Origin of the sequence: Aurantimonas litoralis (assembly GCF_026153195.1) — a bacterium.
GTDB classification, from domain to species: Bacteria; Pseudomonadota; Alphaproteobacteria; order Rhizobiales; family Rhizobiaceae; genus Aurantimonas; species Aurantimonas coralicida.
Map to the genome: position 1 here is coordinate 560,411 of NZ_JAPFBM010000002.1, position 13,978 is coordinate 574,388.

The 13,978-nt window shown below is 67.4% G+C and carries 13 protein-coding genes; 6 read left to right on the plus strand and 7 right to left on the minus strand.

What is annotated here, in order from left to right; genetic code table 11:
- Position 1: 1 nt before the first annotated feature.
- Complete coding sequence (locus N7I30_RS07385) at positions 2-448, minus strand: tripartite tricarboxylate transporter TctB family protein (protein ID WP_498637805.1); 447 nt, start codon at positions 446-448, stop codon at positions 2-4.
- A 58-nt stretch (positions 449-506) separates the two neighbouring features.
- A complete protein-coding gene (locus N7I30_RS07390) occupies positions 507-1,484 on the minus strand; it encodes a tripartite tricarboxylate transporter substrate binding protein (protein WP_228241227.1) in 978 nt (325 codons plus the stop codon).
- A 157-nt stretch (positions 1,485-1,641) separates the two neighbouring features.
- Here N7I30_RS07390 and N7I30_RS07395 point away from each other — a divergent pair, with 157 nt between their 5' ends.
- Genes N7I30_RS07395 through N7I30_RS07405 form a run of 3 tightly spaced genes read left to right on the plus strand, consistent with a single transcriptional unit; the run spans position 1,642 to position 5,704 of the window.
- Positions 1,642-3,375, plus strand: coding sequence for an IlvD/Edd family dehydratase (locus N7I30_RS07395; RefSeq protein ID WP_498637807.1), 1,734 nt, complete (start codon positions 1,642-1,644; stop codon positions 3,373-3,375).
- Positions 3,372-4,418 (plus strand): Ldh family oxidoreductase, encoded by a 1,047-nt coding sequence (locus N7I30_RS07400; protein ID WP_498637809.1) that lies wholly within the window; start codon positions 3,372-3,374, stop codon positions 4,416-4,418. The genes N7I30_RS07395 and N7I30_RS07400 overlap by 4 nt, the downstream gene beginning before the upstream one ends.
- 41 nt (positions 4,419-4,459) lie before the next feature.
- Positions 4,460-5,704: an alpha-hydroxy acid oxidase gene (locus tag N7I30_RS07405; protein WP_498637811.1), complete on the plus strand. Its 1,245-nt coding sequence runs from the start codon at positions 4,460-4,462 to the stop codon at positions 5,702-5,704.
- 22 nt (positions 5,705-5,726) lie between these two features.
- Here the strand turns inward: N7I30_RS07405 and N7I30_RS07410 are convergent, their stop codons facing one another.
- The 5 genes from N7I30_RS07410 to N7I30_RS07430 form a co-directional block, all read right to left on the minus strand.
- Positions 5,727-5,861: a hypothetical protein gene (locus tag N7I30_RS07410; RefSeq protein WP_266102179.1), complete on the minus strand. Its 135-nt coding sequence runs from the start codon at positions 5,859-5,861 to the stop codon at positions 5,727-5,729.
- A gap of 189 nt (positions 5,862-6,050) precedes the next feature.
- On the minus strand, positions 6,051-7,334 hold the full coding sequence (locus N7I30_RS07415) for a TRAP transporter large permease (protein WP_024352345.1): 1,284 nt from the start codon (positions 7,332-7,334) through the stop codon (positions 6,051-6,053).
- A complete protein-coding gene (locus N7I30_RS07420) occupies positions 7,331-7,888 on the minus strand; it encodes a TRAP transporter small permease (protein ID WP_187392004.1) in 558 nt (185 codons plus the stop codon). The genes N7I30_RS07415 and N7I30_RS07420 overlap by 4 nt, the downstream gene beginning before the upstream one ends.
- 97 nt (positions 7,889-7,985) lie before the next feature.
- The gene (locus N7I30_RS07425; RefSeq protein WP_024352347.1) at positions 7,986-8,966 is read right to left on the minus strand and encodes a TRAP transporter substrate-binding protein; all 981 of its coding nucleotides are present in this window, start codon (positions 8,964-8,966) and stop codon (positions 7,986-7,988) included.
- Positions 8,967-9,066: 100 nt separating this feature from the next.
- Complete coding sequence (locus N7I30_RS07430; RefSeq protein ID WP_498637814.1) at positions 9,067-10,146, minus strand: 4-hydroxythreonine-4-phosphate dehydrogenase PdxA; 1,080 nt, start codon at positions 10,144-10,146, stop codon at positions 9,067-9,069.
- A gap of 109 nt (positions 10,147-10,255) precedes the next feature.
- Between N7I30_RS07430 and N7I30_RS07435 the strand changes: the two genes are divergently transcribed.
- The 3 genes from N7I30_RS07435 to N7I30_RS07445 all read left to right on the plus strand — a co-directional run bounded on the left by N7I30_RS07435 (position 10,256) and on the right by N7I30_RS07445 (position 13,475).
- The gene (locus N7I30_RS07435; protein WP_370196945.1) at positions 10,256-10,939 is read left to right on the plus strand and encodes a GntR family transcriptional regulator; all 684 of its coding nucleotides are present in this window, start codon (positions 10,256-10,258) and stop codon (positions 10,937-10,939) included.
- A 258-nt stretch (positions 10,940-11,197) separates the two neighbouring features.
- The gene (locus N7I30_RS07440) at positions 11,198-12,451 is read left to right on the plus strand and encodes an MFS transporter (RefSeq protein WP_498637817.1); all 1,254 of its coding nucleotides are present in this window, start codon (positions 11,198-11,200) and stop codon (positions 12,449-12,451) included.
- Between the two features lie 94 nt (positions 12,452-12,545).
- The gene (locus N7I30_RS07445; protein ID WP_498637818.1) at positions 12,546-13,475 is read left to right on the plus strand and encodes a GumC domain-containing protein; all 930 of its coding nucleotides are present in this window, start codon (positions 12,546-12,548) and stop codon (positions 13,473-13,475) included.
- The last annotated feature ends 503 nt before the right edge of the window (positions 13,476-13,978 follow it).

The following is a 13,978-nucleotide window of genomic DNA, read 5'->3' on the forward strand; positions in this document are numbered from 1 at the left end:
CTCAGACGGCCGGGTAGAGGGGGATCGACAGGTTCAGGAAATAGACGAAGACGGCCCAGATGAACCCGGTCACCACGAGGGTGGTCAGAACGGTCGCGGTCCATCCGATCGGCCGCAGCACGGCCAGCGGGATCAGCAGGAACAGCGGCGTCGCGACGAGGTAGCCGACATGGTTGATGCTCCAGGCATAGAGCACGATCAGGCCTGCGAAGCCGGCCCCGACGGCGATGTCGCGCCATGCGAAGGACGGGATGAGCACCAGCGTGCCGGCGGCTTTCTCCCGGCGCCATGCCAGAAGCGTCTGCGCGATCGCCGCGAGCGCCAGGATCAGGACGATCCAGCCCAAAAGGTTCGGCAGGCGGGCGGCTGTTCGGGGATAGGCAGCGGCCTCGCTCCAGAAGAAGAAGACGAGCGCGATGGCCGCGAGCGCAACCAGGATTCGACCCATGACATGGTCTCCGGACGGAGTCTGTGGCGGGGGCGGCGGGTCGCCGCCCCCAAGGGTGCTACTTGGCCTGGACTTCGTCCTTGATGTCGGCCCAGATCTCCCGGTACTCGCCTTCCTGCTTCTTCAGGAACGCGGTGTAGTCGTCACCGCCGATGAAATCGATGTTCATCGCCGATGCCTTGGCCTTCTCGAGGAACTCCGGATTCTCCGTCACCCGGCGCAGCGCCTCCACGAACTGCGTGCGGGCTTCCTCCGGGAAACCGCCGGGGCCGCTGTAGCCGCGCGACGAACCGGCGACGAGATCGTAGCCGAGCTCCCTGGCGGTCGGCACGTCCGGCAGTTCCGGCAGGCGCTCTTCGGTGAACACGGCGAGGGCACGCAGATTGCCCTCCTTCACCTGCGGATAGGCGACGCCGACATTGGTGAAGCTGGCGTCGATCTTGCCGCCCATCGCGGCAGTCCATGACGGGCCGTCACCCTGGAACGGCACCTTCTGGAGCTGTACGCCGGCCGCCTTCTCGAACATCAGCGAGGTGAAGAAGTCGTCGCCGCCAACGCCGGAATTGCCGACGGTCACGGTGCTCGGATTGTCCTTCGCCGCCTTGACGAAATCCTCGAAGGTCTGGAACGGGCTGTCCTTGGCGACGACCGCGATGCCCGGATCGGTGACCACGTTGGCCAGCGGCGTGATCTCGTCGACGGTGTAGGTGATCGACGGGTTCATGATGTAGTTCGTCGTCAGCATCGGGGTGTTGGTGATGCTGACCGTGGCACCGTCCGGCTTGGTCTGCTTGGCGAGCTGCGTCCACGCGATCGCGCCGGTCGCGCCGGGAATGTACTGGTTGACGAAATTGACGCCGAGCTCTTCGGCGAGGAACGGCTGGACGAGCTGCGCCAGGGCGTCGGAACCGCCGCCGGCCTTGAAGCCCTGCATGACGTTGATCTCGTCGGATGCGGAGTATTTGGCGTCCTGTGCAAATGCGGGCGCGACGATGGCGGTGGTAACGGCGAGAGCCGCGACAATGGTCATTCTCATGGGTGGATCCTCCCTTTTGGATTGACGCACTCCTCCAAGCGCGTCGATGGACCTTATCGACACCTGAGCAGGTGTCAAACATATTGTTGACAATCTTGGCAATCGTCTGTCAGGTCAACCCAGAGCAGCAGGCGTAAAAGGGTAAGGAGCGTATCGCATGTCGGAAGAGAACGGACGGGGGCTGAAGAAGGGACTGACGAGCTACGGCGATGCCGGTTTCTCGCTGTTCCTGCGCAAGGCCTTCATCAAGGGCATGGGCTATTCCGACGATGCGCTCGATCGGCCGATCGTCGGCATCGTCGACACGGCGAGCGGCTACAATGCCTGCCATGCCAACGTCCCGGACCTGATCGAGGCGGTGAAGCGCGGCGTCATGCTGGCCGGGGCCTTGCCGGTCCCCTTCCCCACCATCTCGATCCATGAATCCTTCTCCCATCCGACCTCGATGTATCTGCGCAATCTGATGGCGATGGATACCGAGGAGATGATCCGCGCCCAGCCGATGGACGCGGTCGTCCTGATCGGCGGCTGCGACAAGACCGTGCCGGCCCAGCTGATGGGCGCGGCCAGCGCGAAGGTCCCCGCGATCCAGCTCGTCACCGGGCCGATGCTGACCGGCAGCCATCGCGGCGAGAAGGTCGGCGCCTGCACCGATTGCCGCCGCTTCTGGGCCCGCCACCGCGCCGGCGAGGTCGATGCGGAGGAGATCTCTGACGTCAATTCGCAGCTCGTGCCGGGCGCCGGCACCTGCGGCGTGATGGGCACCGCTTCGACCATGGCCCTCGTCGTCGAGGCGCTTGGCATGATGGCGCCCGGCGGCGCGACGCCGCCGGCGGTCTCGGCCGACCGTCGCCGCATCGCCGAGACCACCGGCGCGCTGGCCGTGCAGATGGCCGCCAGCAACCTGACGCCCGACAAGATCATGACCGTGAGGGCCTTCGAGAACGCCCTGACGGTGCTGCTCGCCACCGGCGGCTCGACCAATGGCATCGTGCATCTGGCCGCCATGGCCGGCCGCCTCGGTCTGACCCTCGATCTCGACGCCTTCGACCGGATCGGCCGCAAGGTGCCGGTGCTGGTCGACCTGAAGCCGTCCGGCCAGCACTACATGCAGGACCTGCACGCCGCCGGCGGCCTGACGACCATCCTGCGCGAGCTGAAGGACCTTCTGCATCTCGACTGCCTGACGGTCACCGGGCGCACGCTCGGCGAGGAGATCGATGCCGCGCCCGCCGGCTGGCAACAGTCGATCGTCGCGCCGGTCTCGGCGCCGCTCTACCCGGAAGGCGGCATGGCCGTCGTCCGCGGCAATCTGGCGCCCGGCGGCGCCATCGTGAAGCAGTCCGCCGCGACCCCGGCGCTGATGAGCCACACCGGCCGGGCCGTGGTGTTCTCCTCCATCGCCGACATGGCCGAGCGGGTCGACGACCCCGATCTCGACGTGACCGCCGAGGACATCCTCGTTCTCCAGAATGCCGGACCGAAGGGCGCGCCGGGCATGCCGGAGGCCGGCTACATGCCGATCCCGCGCAAGCTCGCCGCCGCCGGCGTCAAGGACATGGTGCGCATTTCCGACGCCCGCATGAGCGGTACGGCGTCCGGCACCATCGTCCTGCACGTGACGCCGGAAAGCGCCGAGGGCGGTCCGCTGGGGCTGGTGCGCACCGGCGACCGGATCACGCTCGACGTACCGAACCGCGCGATTTCGCTGGATGTCAGCGAGGCCGAACTGGCCGAACGGCGCAAGAGCTTCGTCGCCCCGGTCCACGCCGGTTCCGACCGCGGCTACAAGCGGCTGTTCCTCGAAACGGTGACCCAGGCCGACAAGGGCTGCGACTTCGACTTCCTCGTTCCGCCCGCCAGTGGCAGCGTGCCGGAAACCCGGGGATGAGCCGGCGCTACGATTATCGCGCGCTGATCGGCTACGCCCAGGACGCCCTTGTCGCCAGCGGCCTGGACGCGGGTTACGCCGAGATCGTCGCGGAGACGCTTGTCGAAGGCGATCTCCTCGGCCATTCCACCCACGGCCTTGCGCTCCTGCCGCGCTATCTCAGGGAGCTCGCGGCCGGGCACATGACCCAGGCAGGCGAACCCTCGGTCGTTCGCGACCACGGCGCTTCCGCGGCCTGGGACGGCAAGTATCTGCCGGGCCCGGTGCTGGTGCGCCGGGCCCTCGCTCAATGCACGCAGCGGGCTCGCGACGCCGGCGTCGCCACCGTGGCGATCGGCCAGAGCCACCACGTCGCCTGCCTCGCCGCCTATCTGAAGGCGGTGACCGACGATGGGATGGCGGCGATCATCGCCTCGTCCTCGCCGGCCACCGCCTCGGTGGCGCCCTTCGGCGCCGTCGAGGGCATCTATTCGCCCAACCCCATCGCGGCAGGCTGGCCGACGGGCAGCGATCCCGTGCTGGTCGACATCTCCGCCTCGATCACCACCAACAGCCTCGTCGGCGAACGCGTCGAAGAAGGTCGGTCGCTCCCCGGCGCCTGGATGATCGGCCCCGACGGCACGGCCAGCAACGATCCGGCCCTCCTGACAGCAAAGCCCGCCGGCGCGCTGCTGCCGCTGGGCGGCACCGAATACGGCCACAAGGGCTTCGCCCTCGGCCTGATCGTCGAGATGCTGACGGCGGGACTGGCCGGCCATGGCCGGGCCGACGCGCCCGACCAATGGGGCGCCTCCGTCTTCGTGATGGTCGTCGATCCGGAGCACCATGGCGGCCGCGCCGCCTTCGAGCGGCAAACCGGCTTCATGGCCGGAGCCGCACGGGACGCGAAGGTGCCCGACGGCGCCAGTGCCGTGCGTCTGCCGGGCGAACGCGCGCTGCGCCTGCGCCGTCAGCAGATCGCGGACGGGGTCGTCCTGTCGGATGAGCTTCTCGCGCGGCTGCGCAAGGCCCTGCCGGACCGCCCGCTGGACGCCAGCCGATAGGGCCGACCGAGACGAGACAGCGGACCATCAGGGAGAACACGATGACGGATCAGACCGGCGGCCGGGTGGCTGCGGGCACCCCCACCGGCGTCGCCGAGGCGCGGCGCGAGGAACGGCTTCCGCGCAGACTTCGCAACATCTTCAATATTGGCGAGTTCGAGCCGGCGGCGCGCAAGCGGCTGCCGCGCGGTGTCTTCTCCTACATCTCCGGCTCGGTCGAGACCGGCGCCGCCTTTAAGGCGAACCGCAGCGACTTGGAGGACATCCGCCTCGTCCCGCGCATTCTCGCCGGCCTTGCGGTCCGCGACCAGAGCCGCACCCTGTTCGGCAAGACCTGGCAGCACCCCTTCGGCATCTCGCCCATGGGGCTCAGCGCCCTCACCGCCTATGACGGCGACATCGTTCTCACCCGCAGCGCCCATGAATGCGGCATTCCGGCGGTGCTCAGCGCCACCTCGCTGATCAGCCTCGAGCGGGTCGCGAAGGAAGGCCATGCGCGCTGGTTCCAGGCCTATCTGCCCGGCGACGACGCGCGGGTCACCGGTATGGTCGACCGCCTCACCGCCGCCAATTACGACACGCTGGTCATCACCGCCGACGTCCCCGTGGCCGGCAACCGCGAGGATTCCAGGCGCGACCGCTTCGGCGCGCCGATGAAGCCCAGCCTCGATCTCGCCCTGCAGGGTGTGGTGCGGCCGGGCTGGGTGATGGGCACCATGGCCCGTACCCTGATGAACCACGGCATGCCGCATTTCGAGAATGCCGATGTCGAGCGCGGCCCGGCCATCATTTCCAAGAACGTCGTGCGCTCCTTCGGCGGGCGCGGCACCTTCTCCTGGCGCCACGCGGCGATCGCGCGCGAGCGCTGGAAGGGCAGGCTGGTGATCAAGGGCGTGCTGTCGCCGCAGGATGCGCGCCGGGCCCGCGAACTGGGCGCCGACGGCATCATCGTCTCCAACCATGGCGGCCGGCAGCTCGACTATGCGGTGTCGGCGATCGCGGCGCTGCCGGCGGTGAAGGCTGAGGCCGGCGACATGGCAGTCATGCTCGACGGCGGCGTGCGGCGCGGCTCCGACGTCCTGAAGGCGATCGCGCTGGGCGCGGACTTCGTCTTTGTCGGGCGGCCGTTCTTGTTCGCAGCCGCCGTGGCGGGCGACGCCGGCGTCAAGCACGCCGTCTCGCTGCTCGCGGCCGAGATCGACCGCGACATGGCGATGATCGGGGCGCCATCGCTCGATGCGATCACCCCGGACATCCTCGCCGAGAATGCACTGGCGCGCCCCTAAGGCTGCGCCAGGCTATTCGGTCTCAGTCCATCAGATGCGGATAGCGGTTGCGGAACTCGGCCCGCATCCGGCGTGCTTCGCGCAGGCTGCCGGTGGCGCCGCGCAGATAGTCGATCATGCGGGAGTAGCTCTTGGGAGCGCGTGCGTCGATCGTCATGTCTCTTCCTCGCCGAGCGAATTGCTGTGCCACTGAATTATGCCGGCGCGGCCGTCCCGGTTAGGGCCTCTGGCGAATAGCTCCCATGCGGAAGCGGCAGGGAAGCGCGTGTTCCAGCAGGGTTGCGACAACGAAAAGGGCCGGTGACACCGGCCCTTTTCGTTGCATGTCGTGCGGGGCGACGCCGCGCTATTTGTAGAAGAAATCCACCAGCGACAGCGAGACGGCCGGCACATAGGTCACCAGAAGCAGGACCACCAGCAGGATCCCGATGAAGGGCAGGTTGGTCCGGGTCGTGCGCCAGATGTCGGTGCGGGCGATCGAGCAGGCCGTGACCAGCACGCTGGCGACCGGCGGGGTCTGCTGGCCGAGCGCGATGTTCAGTGTCAGGAGGATGCCGAACTGCACCGGGTCGATGCCGATCTGATGGACCAGCGGCATGAAGATCGGCACCGTCAGGATGATCGCCGCGGCTCCGTGCAGCACCATGCCGACGAACAGCAGGAAGACGTTGATGATCATCAGGACGAGGAACTTGTCCGTCGTCAGCGTGGTGATGCTCGCCGCCAGCCGCTGCGGCATCTCGGTCTCGGTCAGATAGAGGCCGAGAACCGCGGAACTGGCCACCAGCAACATCACGACGGCGGTCTGGATCACCCCGTCGGTCAGCGCATGGTAGAACAGGCGGATGTCGATCTCGCGATAGACGAAGCCGCCGATCACCAGCGCCGCGATGACCGCGAGGCCCGCGCCCTCGGTGGCGGTGACGAAGCCGCCGAAGATGCCGCCGAGAATGATCACCGGCAGGATCAGCGCCCAGCCGGCGTCCTTCGCCGCCTTCCAGAGCCGGGTCAGGCTGAAGGCCTCCTCGCGCGGCAGGTCGTAGCGCACCGCGAAATAGTAGCACAGCGCCATCATGCCGAAGCCGCCGAGCAGGCCCGGCACGATGCCGGCCACGAAGAGCTGCACGATCGAGGTATCGGAGAGAGCGCCATAGAGGATCATCGGGATCGACGGCGGAATGATGATCGCCAGCGATGCCGAGGACGAGGTGACCGCCGCGGCCATGCGGGGCGAATAGCCCTTCTTCTTCATCGCCGGGATCAGCACCGAACCGATCGCCGCGACGTCGGCGACGGCCGAGCCGGAGATCTCGGCGAAGAACAGCGACACGCCGACATTCACCATGGCGAGGCCGCCGCGCATGAAGCCGATCAGCGCCGAGACGAAATTGATCAGCCGGCGCGAGATGCCGCCGGTGTTCATCAGCGCACCGGCGAGGATGAACAGCGGAATGGCGATCAGCGGGAAGCTCGTGGCGCCGTCGAACACCGACAATGCCGCGTTCAGGAAGCCGAGATGGCCGTTGAGGATGTAGACGCCAACGAGCGCGCTGGCGAGGATCGCGACGGCGATCGGCAGGCCGATGGCGATCATCACGAACAGGGACAGAAGGATCAACGCCTCGGTCATTTGGATTCTCCAGCGCGCGAAGCTTCGAGCTCGGCCTGGGCGCGAGCGATTTCGGCGGCGATCTCACGCTCCTCGGGATCGAGCCCGATCCTGGCGTCCTCGTAGCGTTCGGGCAGCGTCAGGAGACGCGCCAGGATCACCAGGCCCGCACTCACCGGCAGGATGCTCTGCACGAAGCTGCGGGACACGAAGCGCACCGAGATCAGCGTCTCGTTGCCGAAGATGTCGAGAATGGCCCAGCCGGCCCAGCCGATGACGGCGAAGGTGGCCAGGAAGATCAGTTCCACGCCGGAGAACAGCAGCAGGCGGCCTTTCGGCGGCAGGGAATAGAGCAGGCCGCTGAAGCTCAGATGCGCATTGCGCATGGTCGCGAGGGCGGCGCCGGAAAAGGTGATCCAGGCGAGGAGCACCGAGGCGACCTCGTCGTACCAGATCAGCGAATTGCCGGAATAGCGGTAGCCGACGCCGAGCAGCACCACGAGTGCGAGGACGACGAGCAGGAAGATCGTCACGGCCTGAAGTGAGACGTCAAGCCAGCGGGCGAGCCGGGACATGGGTGGGTTCCCCCGATGAAGAGTTCTTGTGGGCAGGGCCCGGACCGTCGGCGGGGAGAGGCGTTGCCCCTCCCCGCCGGTCATGGATCGCGTTCGATCAGTCGGCGAGCGACATCGCCTTGTCGATCATCTCCTGCCCGCCATCGACTTCCGCGGCGAACTTTTCATAGAGCGGCTTGGAGGCGTCGACGAAGGCCTGGCGATCGGCCTGGTTGACCTTCATGCCGGACTCCTCGAGCTCCTTCAGCAGCTTGTCGTCATCGGCGGCGCCCTGCTCGCGGGCCCACAGCGCCACTTCCTCGGCGGTGGTCTTCAGGACTTCCTGGATCTCCGGGTCGAGCTTCTCGAAGGCGGTGACGCCGACGGTCGGATAGGCCGGCGAATAGACGTGGCCGGACATCGACAGATATTCCTGCACCTCGTTCAGCTTGCCTGCCGAGATGTTGGTCAGCGGGTTCTCCTGGCCGTCGATGACGCCGGTCTGCAGCGCGACGAAGACTTCCGAGAACGACATCGGCGTCGGGTTGGCGCCGTAGGTCTTGAACATCTCGACGCGCCAGGACGAGTTCGGCGTGCGGATCTTCAGGCCTTCCAGATCGGCCGGGGTGTTGATCGGCCGCTCGTTGTTGGTGATCTGGCGGAAGCCGTTCTCCCAGATGGCGAGAGGGCGATAGCCCTGCTCCTCGGCGGCCGGAACCAGCACGTCGCGGAACAGCGTCTCGTCGATGCGCGCCAGGTGATCGCGATCCTTCACCATGAAGGGCAGGTCGAACAGCGCGTATTCGGCGGCGATCTCCGGCATGGTCGAAGACGGCAGGGTCATGTGCATGGTGCCCAGCTTGATCTTCTGGAGCATGTCCTTGTCCTTGCCGAGCTGCGAGGAGTCGAACACCTTCACCACGGCCGTGTCGCCGAGCTTCTCGTTGGCGCGGCGCGCGAACTCGCTGGCGGTGCGCTCCTGCAGCGAACCGTTGGCGGCGCTCAGGCCGAAGATGATTTCTTCCTGCGCCTGGGCGAAGCCGCTGGCGGCCAGAAGTGCAGCGGCGGCAACGGCCGATTTCAGCGTGAAGTGGATCATGTGGGTCCTCCCGTCAGATCGTTGGGGTTGGGTGGTGGCTGGTGTCTGCGCGACGCGACCTTGGCGGCCGTCTTGGATGTATTGGAGGGGCATTCGCCCCTCAGGCGGCCCGGGGTCCCTGCAGCCCCTTGGCGAACAGTGCCGACAGCGGCGTTTCCGGCGCCGGCAAGACGTCCCCCTCGGCAGCCTTGCGGGCCGCCAGCATCAGGCCGAGTTCGATCGCCTTCTGCCCGGCGCCCAGATTGGCGATGCCCTGTCCGGCGATGTCGAAGGCCGTCCCGTGGGCCGGCGTGACGATCGGGAACGGATAGCCGGCGATCAGCGTGACGCCGCGATCGAAGCCGATCAGCTTCATGGCGATCTGGCCCTGGTCGTGGAACATGGTCAGGACGGCGTCGAACTCGCCCTTCATGGCACGCACGAAGACCGTGTCGGACGGCACCGGACCGGTGACGGCCATCTGGTGGGCCTGGGCGCGCTGGACGGCCGGCAGGATGATCGCGTCGTCCTCGGTGCCGAAATTGCCGCCGTCGCCGGCATGCGGGTTGAGCGCGGCGACGCCGATGCGCGGCCGCTCGTAGCCGGCGCCCTGCATTGTCTCGATGGTCAGCCGCAGGCTCTCGAAGACGCGGTCCTCGGTGATCGACTCGGCGACCTTCGACAGCGGGATATGCGAGGTGCAGCGGGCATTCCAGACCTCGTCGAGGACGTTGAACTCGCTGCCGTTCTTGGTGACCTCGATGGTCCGGTTCACGAAGCCGATCTCGTCGACATAGTCGCTCTCCGACAGGCGCATCGAGTGCTTGTTGAAGGGCGTGAAGAACACCGCGTCGGCATAGCCGTTCTTGGCCGCAAGCAACGCGCAGCGGAAATTCGCCAGCGCCGAGGCGCCGCCCTCCGGGCTCGAAGCGCCCAGCGTGATCGCCGCCGGATCGCAGTTCTTCAGATCGACGAAGCAGCTGCGCTGCGGCCGTTCGCTGCCGAGTTCCTCGGCCGTTACCGTCGGCAGATCCAGCGTGACGCCGGCATGGCCGGCGCCCATGTCGAGCACCCGGCGGTCGCCGATGACCAGAAGGGTCGCCGTCTGCGCCACGGGATCGGCGAGAAGCCGCGCGGCCAGCTCCGGGCTGATTCCGGCCGGATCACCAATGGCAAAGGCCAGGACTTGGGACTGGGGCATGCTGTTTCCTCACCGGTTCCGCATATCGCATTTTGCATACGATATTTTTCTTTGCCCCCACAAGCCCCCTTTTTGCTATAATCTCCCCACAACGGTGCGACGCAGGAAGGTGAACCACATGGATGCGGCAGAGACGGCGACGCTGGACGCGCCCCTGATCCAGCGGCAGACCCTGCACGAGCAGGTCGCCGGGCGGATCCGCGACATGATCATCGAGGGGCATCTCCCGCCGGACTCGCGAATCAACGAGGCAGCCCTCGTCCAGAGCCTCGGCGTTTCGCGCACCCCCCTGCGCGAGGCGCTGCGCACCCTGGCCGGCGAGGGGCTGATCGACATCCGCCCGTCGCGCGGCAGCGTCGTGCGGCGCCTGTCGCCCGAAGACGTCGCCTCGATGCTGGAAGTGCTGGCCGAGCTCGAGAAGCTGGCGGGCCGCCTGTGCTGCGAACGCGCCACCGACGACGAGCTCGCCGAATTGCTGGCCGTGCACGACGCCATGATCGGCTATTACGAGAAGCGCGAGCGCCTGCCCTATTACAAGATGAACCAGGCGATCCATTCCGGCATCGCCCGGCTGTCGCGCAACAACATGCTCATCGACGTGCAGGGCACCATACAGGGCCGGCTGAAACGCATCCGCTTTCTCGGCAATCAGGGGCCGGAAGCCTGGGCCAAGGCGGTCGCCGAGCACGAAGAGATGGCCGTGGCGCTGCGGAACCGCGACGGCGAGCGGCTCGGCGAGGTCCTCGCCCGGCATCTGCAAAAGACCTGGGACCGCGTGAAGACCGTCGTCTAGCGACGGGGCGACATCGAGCTCGGGGCTGGGTGCCTGCGAACAATCGAGCCGCGCAGCTCTGCGACAAAACCGTCCCGCCCCGCGGCTGATCCATCACGGGTCACGCGAAGGCCGCTTCGTCCGACACGGCAACCCGCCGGCCATTGTCGCGGACCCTGCCAGACTAGTAAGGTCGCATGATCTTGGTGCCCGTCTTGCCGGGCTCCCGCAACCGGATCGCCGACGGCGTCCGGGTTCGACAGAGGCAGCATCCACCCCATGACGACAGACGCGTCCGTTTCCGACCGGCCCGGCGAGGCCGTGAGCCTGCCATGGCTGCTGGCCGAGACCACGATCATCCAGGCGCTCGGCACCGCCGCGGTGCTGACCGTGCCGGCCCTTGCCCCCGCCGTCGCGCTGACCCTCGGCGTGCCGTCGAGCTTCGTCGGCTATCAGGTCGGGCTGGTCTATCTGGCGGCGATGCTGTCCTCGCTGGTCGGCGGCGCGGTCGTGTCGCGCTGGGGCCCCTGCCGCACCGGCCAGACCGCAATGGCACTGACGGCCGCCGGCTGCCTTCTCGCCAGCATTCCCCATCTGGCCGGCATGATCGCCGGCTCGCTGGCCATCGGCCTCTCCTACGGCCTGATCAACCCGTCCGCCTCCGATCTCCTGCAGCGCCATTCGCCGGCGCATCGGCGCAATCTCTTCTTCTCCATCAAGCAGACCGGCGTCCCGGTCGGCGGCATCATGGCCGGGCTCATCGGCGCGCCGATGGCCGTGGCGTTCGGCTGGGGCGCCGTACTGTGGGCCGTGGCCGCGACCTGCATCGTGCTGATGCTGGCGCTCGAGCGCGGCCGCGCCCGTCTCGATGCCCATGCGAACCCGGCAACCCGGCTGCTGCGCTCGGCCGGCCTCGGCCTCACGACCATCCGCTCCGACCACTCGCTGCTCATGCTGGCCGCCGCCTCCTTCTGCTTTTCCGCCATCCAACTCTGCCTCGTCGCCTTCCTGGTCGTGCTGCTGGTGGAGGAATTGCACATGGGCCTCGTCGAAGCCGGCATGGTTCTGGCCGCCGTTCAGGTCATGGGCGCCGTCGGCCGTCTGCTGTGGGGCCATGTCGCCGATCGCATCCACAGCGGCCTCGCCGTCCTCACGGGCCTCGCCGCGCTGATGGCCGTGGTCTCGACCACGATCCTCTTCGTCTCGCCGCAATGGCCGCTCGCCGCGGTGATCGCGGCCTTCATGCTGCTCGGCCTCACCGGCGTCGGCTGGAACGGCGTCTATCTCTCCGAAGTCGCGCGCCTCAGCCCCCTGCGCGCCGTCGGCTCGGTCACCGGAACCGCCATGTTCGTCACCTTCGCCGGCGTGCTGGTGGGGCCGACCCTGTTCTCCTCGGTGCACAATCATGTCGGCAGCTATATCGGCAGCTACGGCGTTCTCACCGCCCTGGCCGTCATCGGCGGTTGTCTCGCCGCCGCCACCTGGCGGCGCGATCGCCACAAGACCGGCGCCGCGGATCCCAGCCCGGCGTGAACAGCCGGCTCAGACTTTCCGTCGTAGGCGGCGGAATAGTGACAGGCGCATGTCGCCGCATCGGCAGCCGGAGCAGAAAGGCGCCTGACACGCCATGACACGGCTTCTGACGATCATCGCCCGCAATGGCCGCTGGATGCTGGTGGCCGGCCTTGTCGGCGGCGTCCTGTTTCCCGGCCTTGCCTCGCTCATGCGGGCGGGCCTCTTCCCGCTGATCGCCGCGATCCTCTTCGTCTCGGTCCTGCGGGTGGATCCTGCCCAGATCGCGCGGTCCCTTACCCATATGCGGCGCGACGTGCCACTGGTCCTCTTCCTCCAGCTCGCGCTGCCCCTCGCCGTCGCCGCGATCCTTTACGTCGTCGGTATAAGTGGCCCCCTCGCCAGCGTCGTCATTCTCACCCTGGCCGCCGCGCCGATCACCGGCGGCGCGGGCCTCGCCGCCCTCACCGGCCTCGACGGCATGACCGCCCTGCGACTGCTGGTCTGGGGCACGATCCTGTTGCCGCTCACCTCGATGCTGCCCCTGCAGATCGTGTTCCCGGGCGCGGATATCTCGCCGCTGGAGCCGGCTTTGCGCCTTCTCGGCGTCATCGCGCTGGCCGGTGGCCTGGCAGTCGTCGTGCGGCGGATCTGGCGCCCCGCGCCGCAATCAGACGCGATTGTCATGCTCGATGCCGTCAGCGCACTGCTGCTCGCGGCCCTTGTCCTCGGCCTCATGGACGCAATCCAGCCGATGCTGCTCCGCGATCCGCCGCAAGTCGCCGGCATGCTCGCGGCCGCCTTCGCGCTGAATTTCGGGCTGCAGATCGCGGCCAACACCGCCATGCGCCGTGCCGGCAGTGATCCGGCGATCGGCGGCGCCGTCGCGCTGATGGCCGGCAACCGCAACTTGGCCCTGTTCCTCGTCGCCCTGCCCCCCGCGTCTTTGGAGGCCATGATGGTCTTCGTCGGCTGCTACCAGATCCCGATGTTTCTAACCCCACTCCTCATGCGCGGCTATTATGGCCGGGCAGTCAAACGCTGAGCGCGGGCTCGGAGACGGGTGGAGGGTGTCAAAAGCACACGGGACATACACATGCCGGTGAGACCTCGGCGGGGTGCGCCCTCGTGAACTTGCGACTGCACGCTCGAAATCGTGGCTGTGTCAGCCGCCGGACAACTGCAGCGTTCGTCCCATAGCCGCCAGTCGCAAGGACCCGGAACTGACGCAGAGCTTCTTATAGCCTCTGCCGTCCGCTATCGCGGACCGGCATCGTCAGCGACGATTTGCACGACGGCGGCAAGTCCATGAAGTGCGTCCAGATTTCTGCATCACGCGAACACCGGACGCCCATTGGCTGTCCCGCATGAGATCAGACGCCTGAAACACACCCCGAACGCAAAAAGCCCCTCGGCTGTGGAGCGCGAGGGGCTTTTTGTGGTGCGTTGTGAAGAAGGTGGTCTCAATGGACAACTTGCGATTTGCAGACCTGGCGGCGACCGACTTTCCCGCGTCTTGAGACGAAGTATCATGGGCGCTGGGGCGTT